Origin of the sequence: Roseomonas rosulenta (assembly GCF_016106005.1) — a bacterium.
GTDB lineage: Bacteria > Pseudomonadota > Alphaproteobacteria > Acetobacterales > Acetobacteraceae > Neoroseomonas > Neoroseomonas rosulenta.
Genome location: NZ_JACADR010000022.1, coordinates 17,009 through 32,170, shown reverse-complemented (window position 1 = coordinate 32,170; position 15,162 = coordinate 17,009). Strand labels below are relative to the sequence as shown.

Sequence of the window (15,162 nt, the reverse complement as noted above, 5' to 3'; positions counted from 1 at the left end):
CTGGATGCCGCGACAGCCACGCGCACCGCCGAGGCGAATGCCGCCGCGCTCGCGCAGGCCACCGCCGAGCACGCCCGCCACATCGCCGCGCTGACCGGCGAGGCCGAGCGCGCCCGCGCCCAGGCCGCGCGCCTTGGCGCCAATCTGGAGGCTCTCCGCCGTGACCCGAGCCACGCGACGGGCGCTGCCCCTGTGCTGCGCGATGCTGTCGACCGCCTGCGCGCCGGCCGCACCGCCGGAGATCCGGCTGCTGCCGCTGCGTCTCCCTGACGCGCTGCTGGTCTGCGCCGCGGCGCCGGCGCTGCCCAATACAGACCGGCTGACGCAGGGGCAGGTGGCGGAGTTACTGCTGTTCTACGACGCCGCCCACGCCGACTGTGCCGGACGGCTCGCCGCCGTACGCCGGCTGAACCCGGCCGACGGCGGCGAGCAGTGAACGCTTTCGCCGATGCGATGGCGGCCCTGGTCGCCGATCCGAACCTGGGCGCCGAGGCCGTCTACCGACAGGGCGGCACCGGCCCTGCAATTCCGGTCCGCGTCCTCCGGTCGTCCCCTGACCGTGTGGCCGACGCCTTCGGCACCGAGATCCTCTCCGCCACCGACATCCTCTCCGTCGCCATCGCCGTCCTTCCCGACCTCGCCGCCGGCGACAGCTTCGTCCTCGGTCCCGACCTGCTCACCGTCACCCATGCCGAGCGCGACGCCTCCGGCACCGCCTGGCGCGTGCTCTGCCAGCGATAGGAGTTCCCGCCATGCCGCAGAACGCTCTCACCCTGCTGGAGATCCTGCGCGACCTGTTGCTCGGTGCCGCGGCCGGCCTCGCCGGTGGCTTCGTGCGGTGGAACAACCCGGAGCGCCGGCGCTTCGGCTGGTGCCTGGCTTGGGAGGTGCCCTCCGCCGCGCTGGTCGGCAGCGCCGGCTATGCCCTCGGGGGCTTCCTCGAGTTCAACGAGTACGGCCGCTTTCTCTTTGCCTTCGTGTTCGGCTACCTCGGCCAGGCGGCGTTACATGACCTTGCCGTCGCCATCATCCGTCACCGCACCGGCCTGCCGCCCGGCGGCGGCACTCCGTGAGGCTCGGCGCCCGCATCGTCGGCGATCTGCGCCAGGTGCTCGCGGCCGAGGTCCGCGCCGGCGAGCGCGCGGCGATGACAGCGATCCGCGCCGAGAGCGAGCAGGTCAAGCAGGAGTTGCGCCGGCAGGTGACCAGCAGCTTCGGCGGCAATGCGCTCGGCATCGCCAATGCCTGGCGCTCCCAGGTCTTCCCTCGATCGGGCCAGTCACTGCGTCCCGCCGGCCTCGTCTGGACCAAGGTGCCCAACGTCATCGACGCCTTCGAGCGCGGCGCGCTCATCCGCGCCAAGGGTGGCCGGAAGTTCCTCGCCATCCCGACCGGCTTCAACGCGGCGCGGGGACGCCGGGGCCGTGGCGAGAAGGGTCTGCGCGTCACCCCGGCGCAGATGGTCGCGTCTGGCCAGGGCTTCCTGCGGCCGTTCCAGTCGGGCCGGGGCTTCGTCTGGTGCCTGCCGCTCCGCCAGGGCGAGCAGACCGGCCGGCGTCGCCGCACCCGCCTTGTCGCGGGCGGCCTTGCCGAGATCGGCACCGGCAACCGCACGCGCCGCGAGGCCTGGGCGCGCAGCATGCTCGCCCGCGGCATGGTGCCGATGTTCCTGCTGCTGCCGCAGGTGAAGCTAGCCAAGCGGCTCGACGTGAAGGGTGCCGCGGAACGTGGCCTGCGTCGGCTGCCCGGGCGGTTCGTGGCGGCCTGGGAGCGCGAGATCGGGAGGGCGGCGCCATGAGCATGCGCGAGGCCGCGATTGCGGCGCTGCATGGCCGTCTGGTGGCGGCGCTCGCCACCCGTAATCCCGCCCCGCTGGTCGTTCGCGGCGAGACGGTGCCGCAGCGCTTGCCACCGGGCGGGCTGGTCGTCATCCGCGACGGTGAGACGGTCGAGGAGACGGCGATCTTCTCGCCGCTCGCCTGGGCCATCGAGCACCGCGCCGAGATCGAGGTCACCGTGGCCGGGGCGACGCCGGCGGCGCGCACCGCGCTGCTCGACGCTCTGCTGGTGGACATCGCCGCCGCGATCATCGCCGACCGCACGCTCAGTGGCGCGGTGGAGTGGGCCCAGCCCGGCGCGCCCGGCTTCGAAGATGTCGAGTTCGAGGGTGCCGCCGCCGCCCGCGCGGCCTTGGTCCCCGTCACCGTGTTCTTCACCGTCGCTGGCTCACCGCTGGCCTGACGCTTCCTCCTCTCGCTGATCCCGGAGATCCCCGATGCCCCGTGCCATCGGCGCCAATTGCCGTTTGCTCATGATCCCCGAGGCGACCTACGGCACCGCGCCCGCGTCCGCGGGCGACTGGCTGCGGATGCCGTTCCTGTCCTGCGATCTCGGCGCCGAGCAACCGCTGCTCGATGCCGACGTGATTGGCGTCGGCAGCAGCCGCGATCCCGCGGCCCCCTTCCTCGACACCGTCACCGTGCAGGGCCAGGCGGTGGTCCCGGTGGACCTCATCAATATCGGTCACTGGTTCCGGCTGCTGCTCGGCCCACCGACCACCACCGGCACCAGCCCGAACTTCATCCACAGCTTCGGCTCCGGCGCCGCGGCGCTGCCGTCCAACAGCATCGAGATCGGCTACCCCGACGTGCCGAACTACGATCTCTGCACCGGCGTGCGCGCCGACACGCTGGAGATCGACTTCTCACCGACCGGCCCCGCCACCGCCACCGTCGGGCTGATGGGGCAGGGCTCGACGCGCGGTCCGAGCAGCAGTGGTGGCACACCGACCAGCGCCGCCTACACCGCCTTCAACAAGGCGCAGGGGGCGATCAGCCGCAACGGCGCCGCACTGGCGCAGGTGACGGGGGCCAGGCTGACCTACGCGAACGGCATGGAGATCGTGCGCACCATTCGGGCCGATCGGAAGGTGGAGGGCGTAGATCCCGGCATCGCGCGTGCCACCGGGCAGATCACGGCGCGCTTCGCGGACACCACGCTGCTGACCCAGGCGCAGAACAATGCGCCGGCGGAGTTCGCCTTCGGCTACACGATCGACGCGAACCACAGCCTGACCTTCACGCTGCACGAGGTCTACCTGGCGCTGGCCAAGACGCCGGTCGAGGGGCCGGCGGGCGTCGAGGCGAGCTTCGAGTTCCGAGCCGCCTACAACGCCGCCGCGACCTGCATGATGACGGCCACTCTGAAGAACCAGCAGGAGGCGAGCACGTACACCTGATGCTCGGTGCCGAGCGGGTTTACCCTGTTGTTCCTCAGACGTTACGCGGGTCGCGTCTGCGGTCTCGACCCTATGGCCGCAAATGGGTCCTTCGTCGTCGGCTAAGCTGGACACCTCCAGAAACCCTGTTGTCTGTGGGCGTGATGGTCGAGCGGTGCGTGCCCAGGGCCGGGATCACGTGGCTGGGGCTGCCCGTGGATGTTTGCCGGGGTGCGTGGGTGACGGGTACGGCAGTCCCAGAGACTACGCCGTCGCTGGCCTGCTGCTGAGCCAGACGAACCGCTTGAGGTTGTAGGCGAGGTTGGCGAGGCCGATCTTCACCCGCGCCCGGTCGATGCCGATGGTGCGCACGACCAGCGCCATCGGCCCCTTCTGCCGGGCAAAGACATGTTCGACCGCTGAGCGCACGGCCGACTTGCGCGCATTGGCCCGTCGCGTCCTTGCCGCCATCGGCCGGCCCGGCGGCTTCTTGCGGTGGATGCGCGAGACCAGGCCACGCTCGGCCAGCCAAGCCTCGTTCTTCGCCGAGCGATAGGCGGTATCGGCCCAGAGATCGCCAGCGGTGTTGTCGGCATCGACCACCTCCGCCAGGCGCGCGCCGTCATGGGCTGCGGCATGGCTGGCGGCCCAGCCGCGGATCAGGCCGTGCCGGCGGTCGATCGAGATGTGGTTCTTGTAGCCGAAGGTCGGTACGGCGAGATCGACCTGCGGCGCGCCATCCTCGCGCGGCTTGGCCTTGGAGAACTTCACCGTCCAGCGCGCGTTGCGGTCCTTTTGGCGCAGCTTCGCAGGCTTCTCCGCCCACCCCTCGGGGATCTCGCCCGCCTTGTTCGCTGCGCGCTCGGCCTCGGTGTTACGCTGCTTGGGTGCTGCGACGATGGTCGCGTCCACGATTTGCCCGCCCATCGCCAGGTAGCCAGCGGCGCGCAGCGTGGCGTCGAACTGCGCGAACAGCCGATCCACCGCACCGGCACGCTTCAACGCCTCGCGGAACGCCCAGATCGTGTTGGCGTCCGGCACCGGTTCGGCCAGCCCCAGGCCGAGGAAGCGCATGAACGACAGGCGGTCCTTGATGAGGTACTCGCAGCGCTCATCCGACAGCCCGTGCATCGCCTGCAGCAGCAGGATCTTGAACATCAGCACGTGATCGAAGGCGGGCCGTCCGCCCTTCGTGCCGTCCGCGCGCGGCACGGCCTGCTCCAACTCGCCCCGGAACATGGCGAAATCAACCAGCGCGGCGATCCGCTCCAGGTCATCGCCCTTGGCCGACAGTTCGCGCAGCCGCTCCTCCACATCGAAGAACCCAGGCTGCCGAACCATCGCCTTCCCTCGCGCTGATCCGCGTCAGTGAATCAGCCCGCGATCATCATGACGAGGGGGTTTCCGGAGGTGTCCAGCTGTTTGGTCGCGGCATCTGGCGGTGCAAACTCCTGACCGCATAAAACGTCGTGAGCGATCAGCATTCGGGTGTCCTGAGAGGGATTCAGGTTGAGATCGCGGGACTGTCTCCTCACGGCCGCAAATTTGGATGACACTTAAGCGCGTACTCCTGCATCATACGGAACGAGAACCGGGTCACACTGCGGGCCTAGTTCAAAGAGCAGACGAGCAACAACGATATGCATGTGGAAGATCAATCTGAGGTCGGCCTACGCGGTCAAAGAGAGACACAGCCGATATCAGACTATAGCAAGACACTTACTGCAACAGTGCTTGCGTGCGGCGCTTACTACAGGCAATTGATGGATTTACCAACATCAGCACAACGATCGGGCGCGCACATAGCAAAATTGGAGTCATTCTTAGAGACGTCACTTTTCGCACAGGCGAAAATTTGTGAGACCCTTTTTCCTGGATGGGACGCCGATCCAGAGAATGCTGGCTACCTAATTCGTCAGGAGCCGCCCGCATTCTTCCGTGTTCCGGCGCATTTAGTTGCAGTATTTCCCAACTCAGCATTCTTACAACAAATTTGGATGCTTGCAAATTCTGTGCGTATACATGGATCATCTATCATTTGTCTAAGCGGAAGTAACGTTGTGCGACAAATATTGGAGCACGTTGACGATGTTGATTTTTGTGAATATTTGCCTCTGCGGGGCGGCGATTTGGTTGCGGATGCTGTTTTTTCCAGGCTCGGCGAGAGCGGCGATCTAATTTGTACCGCTGTCAAAGTGGGTGAACTTAAATGGCCGCAGACAGCCAGCGCAGCCGAACTTCGAAATTCTTTGCGGTCTACTAATTTCCGCGTTGCTGAATTGGCAACGTTCAAATTAGACTATATATCAAGATTGAGCGAGAAACGTCCCTTCGACGTAACTAGTTTGGCTGTTCTATGTGATGAGAATTTCGACAGCGCAGGTTATTCTCAAACATTTTCATTTCAAGAAGCGCAGGTGTCTGCAAGTGATTATGTTCCAAACAAACTCACAAATGCAGTGGAGATGGGCCGATATGTGTCGTGGCTAGTATCACAGGTAAAGAAATATCGAACTGATAAGAATCTTATCAAATCTCTAAAGCGTGCGCTTAGTCTTAGCCGGGTATGCTGGATGACTATTTTCAGCGATCAGATAAAAGATTTTTTGTCGAAAACATGTTTTACAATTGATCAAGAAATATTAAGAACAGAATCAATCAAAATTGAAATATTATCTCGTCAAGATCCAAAGTGGGCAGATGAGATTTTAAAGATTGACAGCTATGTCGGGTTGTTAAAGGCCGAAAGGCATGCATTTTTATTTAAGCAAAACGCTTTTTATTCCGGAAGCGAAGAAGCGGCTGCGGTGGGATTGATAGATAAGATTTTGGACTCGGTGGCAGCGCAGTCCGGTGGAGTGCTCCGATGAGCGGTTCGTTTCGAGGCGATCTAGATCAAATTATTCAGATCGCGCCATTTGAAGCCGATGTTGTGGATCGTTTGAGGGCACAACAATACGATCAAAATAAAAACTTAGACCAAGCAGTTCATTTATTGAATCAAGCTGCGTTAATTATATCTGATGTAAAAGATGCGATTGCGCAAATAATTCATTATGATAGTCATCAAATGGATGACGGTAGTCGTCAAGAATATAGTGATAGTGCGGTTTATTTATTCCGTAAGGAAATCAACTGGGGCGGCAAGACCCTGGTCCTGGAGACGGGCAAGATGGCCCGCCAGGCCGACGGCGCCGTGCTCGCGCGCCTGGGCGATACCATCGTGCTCTGCACGGCGGTCGGCGCCCGCTCCGTGAAGCCCGGCCAGGATTTCTTCCCGCTGACGGTGAACTACCAGGAGAAGGCCTTCGCCGCCGGCAAGATCCCGGGCGGCTTCTTCAAGCGTGAAGGGCGGCCGTCCGAGTTCGAGACGCTGACCTCGCGCCTGATCGATCGGCCCATCCGTCCCCTGTTCCCCGATGGATTCCGCAACGAAGTCCAGGTGGTTGCGACGGTTCTGTCGCACGACCTCGAGAACGAGGCGGACATTGTCGCCATGGTGGGCTGTTCGGCGGCGCTGACGCTGTCCGGCATCCCCTTCTTCGGCCCGGTGGGCGCAGCACGCGTCGGCTACGTGGGCGGCCAGTACGTGCTCAACCCGACCGCCGAGGAGCGCAAGGCCTCTGCGCTCGACCTCGTCCTCGCCGGCACCGCGGAAGGCGTGCTGATGGTCGAATCCGAGGCGCATGAGCTGACCGAGGAGGTCATGCTCGGCGCCGTCGAGTTCGGCCACCGCTCCTTCCAGCCCGTGATCCAGGCGATCATCGACCTGGCCGAGGTCGCCGCGAAGGAGCCCTGGGCGCTCCCCGAGCCCTCCGAGGCCGAGATCGCGCTCAAGGCCCGCATCGCCGAACTCGGCCGCGCCGACATGGCGGTCGCCTACACCGAGACGCAGAAGCTGCTCCGCCAGGAGAAGGTCGGCGCGGTCAAGAAGCAGGTGGTCGCAGCGCTCGAAGCCGAGGGCGCGGATGTGAACATGGCGAAGGGGCTCCTCAAGGAGCTCGAGGCCGACGTCGTTCGCAACAACATCCTCGACACCGGCAAGCGCATCGACGGCCGCGACACCCGGACTGTGCGTCCGATTGTCGCCGAGGTCGGCGTGCTGCCGCGTGCGCATGGTTCGGCGCTGTTCACGCGTGGCGAGACGCAGGCCCTCTGCGTGGCCACCCTCGGCACCGGGCAGGACGAGCAGATCATCGACGCCCTCACGGGCGAGTACCGTGAGGACTTCATGCTGCACTACAACTTCCCGCCCTACAGCGTGAACGAGACAGGCCGCATGGGCTCGCCCGGCCGGCGCGAGGTCGGCCACGGCAAGCTTGCCTGGCGCGCCATCCATCCGCTGCTGCCGGAGAAGGAGAAGTTCCCGTACACGATCCGCGTGGTCTCCGAGATCACGGAATCGAACGGGTCCTCCTCGATGGCGACCGTCTGCGGCACCTCGCTGTCGCTGATGGATGCGGGCGTGCCGCTGAAGCGCCCCTGCGCGGGCATCGCCATGGGCCTGATCAAGGAAGACCGCGGCTTCGCGGTGCTGTCCGACATCCTGGGCGACGAGGACCACCTCGGCGACATGGACTTCAAGGTCGCCGGCACCGAGCAGGGCATCACCTCGCTCCAGATGGACATCAAGATCACGTCCATCACGCCGGAGATCATGAAGATCGCGCTGGAGCAGGCGAAGGACGGCCGCCTGCACATCCTGGGCGAGATGTCGAAGGGCCTGACCGGCCACCGCACCGATGTCGCGGCGACCGCGCCGCGCATCACCGTCATCAACGTGCCTAAGGACAAGATCCGCGACGTGATCGGCTCGGGCGGCAAGGTGATCCGCGAGATCACCGAGCAGACCGGCACCAAGATCGACATCGAGGACGACGGCACGATCAAGGTGGCGGCGACCAGCACGGAAGCCGCGCAGAAGGCGATCGACTGGATCCGGGGCATCGTGGCCGAGCCGGAGATCGGCGCGATCTACAACGGAAAGGTCGTGAAGACCGCCGAGTTCGGCGCCTTCGTGAACTTCCTCGGCGCCAAGGACGGGCTGGTCCACATCTCCGAACTCGCCCAGGACCGCGTCAACAGGACCACCAACATCGTCAAGGAAGGCGACCAGGTGAAGGTCAAGGTCATCGGCTTCGACGAGCGCGGGAAGGTGAAGCTGTCCATGCGGGTGGTCGACCAGGCGACCGGCGCCGACATCACCGAGCAAGTCGGCGCGAAGCGTCCGCGCGCGGAAGGCGAGGAGCGCGGCGAGCGCCAAGATGGCGCAACCATGCGCGATCGGCGCGGCACGGCCGCGTAACGGCATATGCTCTCAATCGGCTAGTCGAGCTGTAAACCCCAGATGCTGAGCCAGATTTCATCTGGCTCACAGCAGCCTTTCTGCCATCTCCCCAGCACATCTCTGTAGAAATTTCCAACCGGAGTGTTGAATGCTCACCCTCGACCTCCCGGCCGAGCCGTACTGGCTCGACCTGCCGCGCGGCGTCCGCGTGGAGATCAAGCCCGTGACGACGGCGGTCATGGCTGCAGCCCAAGCTGCCGCAGCGCGCCGACTCGCCGCGATCCGCATCGCCGATCCGGATCTCGACCCCGACATGTCGCGCGGCCTGTCCTTCGCTTTCCTGGTCAAGGCGCTCGCCCGCCACGCCGTCACCGCCTGGGACGGCGTCGGCGATGCCGCCGGCCAGAAGCTGCCGCTGTCGCCCGAGGCGGTCGAGCGCCTGATGGACCTCGACGACATCGCGGCGACCTTCTGGGATCGCGCGACGGCGCCGGTCGCCGCGGTGGCCATCGAGGGAAACGGCTGAGGGCCCGCGCCGCCTGGCACTTCGGCCGCGGGCCCGACTACTGCCGCGGCTGCGCCGCCCTCGGCCGCGACTGCGCCGACGCCTGTCCCTACGCCGCCCACGCCCCCACCAGCGTCGAAGGCCACGCCTGCTGGACCGCCGGCACGACCTGCGCCGAGGTGACCATGGCCGGCCTGACGCTCGACACCGCCGGCGCGCTCACCGCAGCGCGCGAGTTGGGGGCGAGCGGCTGGGCGGCCACCGAAATGCTGCTCGCCATCCGCATCGGCATGGCCGAGGGCAGCGCTGCCCGCCGCGAGGGGGAGACGACCTGACATGGCCGACGCCACCCGCCGCGTCTCGGTCCGCCTGTCGCTGGACGATGCTGCCCGGGTCAAGGCCGGGCTGCGCGAGGTCGGCGAGACCGGCCAGCGCTCCCTCGACCAGATCAAGGGCGGCGCGGAGCGCGCCTCCCGCTCGTTGGAACTGCTCGACGTCGCCGTGCGGGGGATTCAGCTCGCCGGCGTGGCGGTCGCAGCCCGGGCTCTGGTCCAGGCCGGCGACGCGCTCAGCCAGAGCCTCTCGCGCCTGCAGAACGCCACCGGCTCGGTCGAGCGCGCCAGCCAAGTCTACGAGGCGCTGTACCGCAACGCGCTGTCCACCGGCGTGGCGGTGTCCGAGAGCGTCGACGCCTTCCAGCGCTTCTCGATCGCCGCCCGCGAGATCGGCGCCACCTCCGACCAGGTGGTGCGTCTCGCCGGCGGTCTGCAGCGCGTCGCCATCGTCTCCGGCGCCTCCACCCAGGAGATCTCCTCCGCCACCCTGCAGCTCGCCCAGGCGCTGGCCTCCGGTGTGCTGCAGGGCGACGAACTCCGCTCCATCCTCGAGGCCATGCCCCTGCTCGCCGAGGGGCTGGCCAAGGAACTCGGCGTCTCGATCGGCGAACTGCGCAAGCTCGGCAGCGAGGGCAAGCTCACCGCTGAGCGGGTGTTCCCGGCTCTGCTGCGCGCCACCGAACGCCTCGGTGCCGAGCTCGATCGCGCCCCGCTCTCCCTCGGCCGTGCCTTCGGGCAGCTGACGGCGGCGACCGAGAACTTCCTCGGCCAGCTCGACCGCGCCATCGGCCTGTCGAACGCCCTGGCCCGCGCGCTCTCCGCGGCCGCCCGCGCGGTGGATGGCGTCCGCCAGGGCGCCGGCATGCTCAGCGAGGAGGAGCGCTTCGCCGGCATGCGCCGCCAGGCCGAGGCGCTGGCGGCGCAGATCGCCCGGCTGGAAAGCCAGCAGGACGGCCGCGCCAGCCTCACCGCGCCCGTGCGCCGCGGCAGCATCCGTCCCGGCCTGGTCGGCGCCGCCGAGCAGCAGGCCGGGGTGGATCGTGCCGCCCGACTGGAGGAGCTGCGCCGGCAATACACGGAGCTCCAGGCCGAGATCACCCGCGGCGAGCAGGCCGCCGGCGAGCGCCAGCGCAGCGAACAGGAGAGCGCCGCCACTGCCGCGGCCGACGCCCGGCGGCGCCGCGCCACCCAGGACGTCCAGGAGCTCACGCGCGACCTCGACGACCGCTTCCGGATCAACCGGGAATACGAGGAGCGGGTCCGCCGCCTGCGCGAGGCCGAGGCCGCCGGTGGCGTCACCGCGGCCGAGCGCACCCGCCTCGAGACCCTCGCCTTGCAGGAGCGCGACGAGGCGCTGCGGCGTCTCGAGCCACGGGTTGCCGCCGTCCGCCGCGCCAGCACCGAGGGTGCCAGGGAGGCCCGCGAGGCCGAGCGGGAGCTCAACGAGCTGCTACGCGAGCGCGAGCGGCTGATCCAGCAGAACGAGACCGCCTATGAGCGCTACCAGCGCCGCCTCGCCAATCTCTCCAGCCTGGTGGAGCGGGCGGAACGGGCCGGGCGGGTGGTGCCGGACGAGACCATCCAGCGCGAGGCGGTCGCGGCGATGGAGGAGCTGGAACGGGCGGAGGAGCGTGTGCAGCGCGGCGCGGAACGCACTTCCGACACCGTCCGCGAGCTCGGCCTGACCTTCTCCAGCGCCTTCGAGGACGCCATCGTCAAGGGCGAGAAGTTCTCTTCCGTGCTCGAAGGGCTGCTGCAGGACATCACCCGCATCCTCGCCCGCAAGGTCATTACCGAGCCGCTCGGCAACGCTGTGTCGGCCGGCCTGTCGGGCATCTCCTTCGACAGCCTGTTCACCGATGTCGGCTCCTGGCTCGGCGGGCTGTTCCGCGCCGAGGGCGGGCCGGTCGCCGCCGGCCAGCCCTATGTCGTCGGCGAGCGGGGCCCCGAGTGGTTCGTCCCGCGCCAGGCAGGCATCGTGCTGCCGAACGGCACCGCGCCGGGCGGGCCGACCATCCACACCAGCATCACGATCGACGCCCGCGGTGCCGATGCCGGCGTCGAGGCGCGGCTGCGCCTGCTCGCCGGGCAGATCGCGCGGCAGGCCTCGGCGATGACGCTGGACGCCATCCGCCGCGGCGGGGCGGCCTACGACACGGTGCGCGGATAGCGGGGAGGGTGAGCCATGACCGAATACGCCTGGCCCGCCGCGCTGCGGCCGTCGCGGCTGAGCTTCTACCTGCAGCACAACACTCTGCGCTTCGTCTCACCGGTCAGCCGCGCCACCCAGGTGCTGCGCCGGGACGGCGCGCGCTGGATCGCCGAGGCCAGCTTCGATCCGCTCAACCGCATCCAGGCCGGCGTGCTGGAGGGGCTGCTCGCCGCCCTGGCAGGATCGGCGAACACGGTCCGCATCTGGGACTGGCGGCGCGAATACCGCACCGGCGATCCGCGGAGCCAGGGCGAGGTGCCCGCGGGGCCGTATTCCTTCTCGGATGCCACCATCTTCACCGATGGCACGGGGCTGGTGGTGGGATCGGGCACGCCGTCGCTGGCGGCCGGCGCGGCCCACGGGGCGCTGTCCCTACAAACCCAGGGCTGGTGGCCGAACGCGGTGGCGGTCGGAGCGGGGGACCATATCGGCCTCGCCGGCCGGCTCTACATGGCGACCGCGCCGGTGGTCGCCTCCGGCGCCGGCACGGCAACCATCCCGATCGCCCCGCCGCTGCGCGCCGCCGCCTCGCTCGCCGAGCCGCTGGTGCTGACCACGCCCACCGTCGCCATGCGCCTCGCCTCCGATGACGAGGGGGCCAACCCCACCCGGCCGGGGCGCTTCACCGCCATCACCATTCGCCTCGAGGAGGCCCTGCCATGACGGACGGCATCACCGCCACGCCGCGCCTCTCGCCCCAGGCCGCCGCGGCGGCGACCGCGCCCGTCGCCACGCCGGTGGTCCTGGTCGAGCTCGACTTCGCCTCCGGCCCCATCCGCGCCTGGACCGGGCTCGGGCCGCTCCATTGGGCGGGGGTGACCTATGAGGGCATGGGCACCATCGGCGCGGTCTCCGACATCGAGGAGACCGCCGAGCTGCGCGCCGTGCGCATCACGCTGACCCTCTCCCCGGTGCCGCAGGAGGTGGTCGACATCGCGCTCGCCGAGCAGTCCTTTCGGCTGCGCCCGGCGCGGCTGTGGGGCGCGCTGCTCGACGCCGAGGGCGCCTTCGTCGCCGACCCGTTCCCGCTCTGGGCCGGGCTGATGGACACCATGCAGGTGGTGGACGGGGCGGAACCCAGGATCTCGCTGACCTGCGAGAGCCGGCTGGTCGACCTCGAGCGCGCCGAGGTGCGCCGCTACACCGATGCCGACCAGCAGGCCGAGTATCCGGGCGACCGCTTCTTCGAGTTCGTCCCCGCCCTGCAGGAGGCGGAGATCCGGCTGCCGGCCAGCTGATGGCCCGGCTGCCGGATTGGCCTGCTCGGTTGGCAGCCCTGCTGACCGACGCCGAGACGCGCCCGTTCGATGCGCATCGCTGGAATTGCGGGCAGTTTGCCCTCGCCGCTATCGAGGCCTGCACGGGTGCACGGACGCGCATCCGAATTTGCCCCTCCCTCGAGGCCACCGCGGACAGCGCCGGCTTCCCGCGCATTCCGCCGGCCTTCACCCGCGCTGGAGATGTCGTGCTGGCGGGTGACCCGCCCCGCCTCGGCGTCGTGGTCGATGGCGGCCGCGCCGCCTTCGTCGGCCCCCGCGGCCTGGTCCGCGCCCCGCTCATCACCTGCACCACCGCCTGGAGGATCGCCTGATGCCGGCTGCGGTGCCGCTCATCGCTGTGGCTGCCGCCGGCATTGCCTCTGCCGCGGTCGGCGGCGGCATCATCGGTGCCGTCGTCGGCGCCGGCGCCGCCTTCATCGTCTCGGCCATCGGCCAGTCGGTCTTTCCCCAGAAGCAAAAAAAGCAGGCCAGCCTCAGCCCGCAGGCGGCGGCGATCGCCGGCTTCGACGCCGGCCAGCCCGGCGCCGGCCGCACCCAGGCCTTCCGCCAGCCAGTCACCGAGCACCAGCTCGTCCTCGGCCGCTGCAAGGTGTCGGGCCCGATCGTCTTCCTGCACTCGGCGACCGACGATGAGGGCCGCGTGGATGGCTTCTTCTACTCGGTCGTCGTGCTGGCCGCGCACCGCGTGCAGGCGATCGGCGAGGTGTTCCTCGGCGACAAGGTCGAGAGCGATGGGGCGTTTTCCGGCCTCGTGCGCATCGACCGCCATCTCGGCGATCCCGACCAGGCGGCCAACGCCAACCTGATCGCCGAGACCGGCGGCCAGTGGACCAGCGCGCATCGCGGCCGCGGCCGCGCTTATGTCGCCGTCCGGCTCAAGATCACCGCCGAGGCGTTTCCCGCCGGCCCGCCCAACATCGCCGCCATCGTCGAGGGCGCCGACACCATCCTCGACCCGCGCACCGGCGCGACAGGCTGGTCCGACAACCCGGCCCTGCTGCTCGCCTGGTACCTCACCGCGCCCTTCGGTTGGCGCGCCGCCTGGGCCGACATCGACATCCCGGCGCTGATGGCCGCCGCCAACATCTGCGACGAGTTGGTCGGCATCCGGGCCGGGGTCTACGAGCGCCGCTACACCGCGAACGGCGTGCTGTCGCTCGCCGAAGGCAAGATCGCCATCACCCGCAAGCTCGCCGCCGCCATGGCCGGCGCGCTGGTGGTCTCCGGCGGGCGGTTCTTCATCCATGCCGGGGCGCCGGCGCTGCCCGCCGCAACCCTCACCTCCGACGATCTCCGCGGCGACGTCACCATCCAGGGCGCGCGGCCGCGGCGGGATCTCTTCAACGGGGTGCGCGCCGTCTATGTCGAGCCCGCCGCCAACTGGCAGCCGACCGATGCGCCGCCGCTGCTGGCCAGCAATTACGTCGCCCAGGATGGCGGCGAGATGATCTACCGCGATCTCGAGTTCCCGCTCACCACCTCGGTCAGCACCGTGCAGCGGCTGATGAAGGTCGAGCTGGAGCGCAACCGCCGCCAGCGCACCGTGGCCTTCCCCGCCAACCTCTCCGCCCTGCGGCTGCGACCCTGGGAGGCGGCGACGGTCGCCCTCGACCGCCTCGCCCCCTTCCCGGCGCGGGTCACCGCTTGGTCGCTCGCCGCCGAGGGTGGGATCGACCTCACCCTGGAGGAGGAGGACGCCGCGGTATGGGACTGGAACCCGGCGGTCGATGAGCGCGCCACCGGATCGAACCCCGCCGTGGTGCTGCCCAACCCGGGGGTCATCGGCGCGCCCGCCAGCATCACGGTGGAGACGCCGCAGGCAACCGCCTTTGCCGTCCTGGCCGTCTCCTGGGCGGCGGTCGGCTCCTCCCACCTCGCCGGCTACCAGGTCGAGTTCCTGCCGGCTTCCGTGGCGGCCTGGCAGGGCTATGGTGGGTCTCTGGGCGCCACCGCCGCCGTCCTCCCCACCGCCGAGCCGACCGGCTTCCGGGTGCGCGCGGTGGCGCGCAGTGGGGCGGTGTCGGGCTGGCGGCAGGCGCTGGTCCCGGCCGCGGTGGTGGCGCCGACCGCAACCGCCATTGCCGGCGGCATCCGCCTCTCTGGCGGCTTCCCGCCCGACGCCGTGCGGCTGCAGGTGTTCGAGGCGACCAGCAGCAGCCTCAGCGCGGCGACCAAGCTGCCCGAGGAGCCGACCAGCCTCTTTTGGGACCGCACCGGCTTGGCCGTGGGCGACACCCGCTGGTACTGGCTGCGCGCCGTCTCGGCCGAGGGCAACGTCTCGGCCCTGACCGGACCGGTCTCCGCCACTGCGATCTGAACCGGAGCC

At 68.6% G+C, this 15,162-nt stretch carries 16 protein-coding genes; 15 read left to right on the top strand and 1 reads right to left on the bottom strand.

Features of this window, described 5'->3' with window-relative positions:
* Positions 1 to 202 precede the first annotated feature (202 nt).
* Genes HW578_RS05290 through HW578_RS05265 form a run of 6 tightly spaced genes read left to right on the top strand, consistent with a single transcriptional unit; the run spans position 203 to position 3,238 of the window.
* The gene (locus HW578_RS05290) at positions 203 to 436 is read left to right on the top strand and encodes a hypothetical protein (protein ID WP_232478689.1); all 234 of its coding nucleotides are present in this window, start codon (positions 203 to 205) and stop codon (positions 434 to 436) included.
* Positions 433 to 741, top strand: coding sequence for a head-tail joining protein (locus tag HW578_RS05285; RefSeq protein ID WP_198369501.1), 309 nt, complete (start codon positions 433 to 435; stop codon positions 739 to 741). Before HW578_RS05290 ends, HW578_RS05285 begins: the two co-directional genes overlap by 4 nt.
* Positions 742 to 752: 11 nt before the next feature.
* Positions 753 to 1,073, top strand: a complete 321-nt coding sequence (locus HW578_RS05280; RefSeq protein ID WP_198369500.1) for a phage holin family protein — start codon at positions 753 to 755, stop codon at positions 1,071 to 1,073.
* Positions 1,070 to 1,798, top strand: a complete 729-nt coding sequence (locus tag HW578_RS05275) for a DUF6441 family protein (RefSeq protein ID WP_198369499.1) — start codon at positions 1,070 to 1,072, stop codon at positions 1,796 to 1,798. The genes HW578_RS05280 and HW578_RS05275 overlap by 4 nt, the downstream gene beginning before the upstream one ends.
* Positions 1,795 to 2,241, top strand: coding sequence for a hypothetical protein (locus HW578_RS05270; protein WP_198369498.1), 447 nt, complete (start codon positions 1,795 to 1,797; stop codon positions 2,239 to 2,241). The genes HW578_RS05275 and HW578_RS05270 overlap by 4 nt, the downstream gene beginning before the upstream one ends.
* Positions 2,242 to 2,275: 34 nt before the next feature.
* The gene (locus tag HW578_RS05265; protein WP_198369497.1) at positions 2,276 to 3,238 is read left to right on the top strand and encodes a phage tail tube protein; all 963 of its coding nucleotides are present in this window, start codon (positions 2,276 to 2,278) and stop codon (positions 3,236 to 3,238) included.
* Positions 3,239 to 3,481: 243 nt separating this feature from the next.
* Here the strand turns inward: HW578_RS05265 and HW578_RS05260 are convergent, their stop codons facing one another.
* Positions 3,482 to 4,558, bottom strand: a complete 1,077-nt coding sequence (locus HW578_RS05260) for an IS5 family transposase (protein ID WP_198369496.1) — start codon at positions 4,556 to 4,558, stop codon at positions 3,482 to 3,484.
* Between the two features lie 299 nt (positions 4,559 to 4,857).
* Here HW578_RS05260 and HW578_RS05255 point away from each other — a divergent pair, with 299 nt between their 5' ends.
* From HW578_RS05255 to HW578_RS05215, 9 genes are all read left to right on the top strand, one after another.
* Positions 4,858 to 6,087, top strand: coding sequence for a hypothetical protein (locus tag HW578_RS05255; RefSeq protein ID WP_198369495.1), 1,230 nt, complete (start codon positions 4,858 to 4,860; stop codon positions 6,085 to 6,087).
* A gap of 200 nt (positions 6,088 to 6,287) precedes the next feature.
* Positions 6,288 to 8,522: a polyribonucleotide nucleotidyltransferase gene (pnp, locus tag HW578_RS05250; protein WP_198369503.1), complete on the top strand. Its 2,235-nt coding sequence runs from the start codon at positions 6,288 to 6,290 to the stop codon at positions 8,520 to 8,522.
* A gap of 130 nt (positions 8,523 to 8,652) precedes the next feature.
* Positions 8,653 to 9,030: a hypothetical protein gene (locus tag HW578_RS05245; protein WP_198369494.1), complete on the top strand. Its 378-nt coding sequence runs from the start codon at positions 8,653 to 8,655 to the stop codon at positions 9,028 to 9,030.
* A gap of 164 nt (positions 9,031 to 9,194) precedes the next feature.
* On the top strand, positions 9,195 to 9,344 hold the full coding sequence (locus tag HW578_RS05240) for a hypothetical protein (protein ID WP_198369493.1): 150 nt from the start codon (positions 9,195 to 9,197) through the stop codon (positions 9,342 to 9,344).
* A 1-nt stretch (position 9,345) separates the two neighbouring features.
* On the top strand, positions 9,346 to 11,514 hold the full coding sequence (locus tag HW578_RS05235; RefSeq protein WP_198369492.1) for a tape measure protein: 2,169 nt from the start codon (positions 9,346 to 9,348) through the stop codon (positions 11,512 to 11,514).
* Between the two features lie 15 nt (positions 11,515 to 11,529).
* Complete coding sequence (locus tag HW578_RS05230) at positions 11,530 to 12,219, top strand: hypothetical protein (protein WP_198369491.1); 690 nt, start codon at positions 11,530 to 11,532, stop codon at positions 12,217 to 12,219.
* On the top strand, positions 12,216 to 12,794 hold the full coding sequence (locus HW578_RS05225; RefSeq protein WP_137126620.1) for a hypothetical protein: 579 nt from the start codon (positions 12,216 to 12,218) through the stop codon (positions 12,792 to 12,794). Before HW578_RS05230 ends, HW578_RS05225 begins: the two co-directional genes overlap by 4 nt.
* Entirely contained in the window at positions 12,794 to 13,147 is a 354-nt protein-coding gene (locus tag HW578_RS05220) for a DUF6950 family protein (RefSeq protein WP_198369490.1), read from the top strand. The genes HW578_RS05225 and HW578_RS05220 overlap by 1 nt, the downstream gene beginning before the upstream one ends.
* Complete coding sequence (locus HW578_RS05215) at positions 13,147 to 15,153, top strand: phage tail protein (RefSeq protein WP_198369489.1); 2,007 nt, start codon at positions 13,147 to 13,149, stop codon at positions 15,151 to 15,153. The genes HW578_RS05220 and HW578_RS05215 overlap by 1 nt, the downstream gene beginning before the upstream one ends.
* The last annotated feature ends 9 nt before the right edge of the window (positions 15,154 to 15,162 follow it).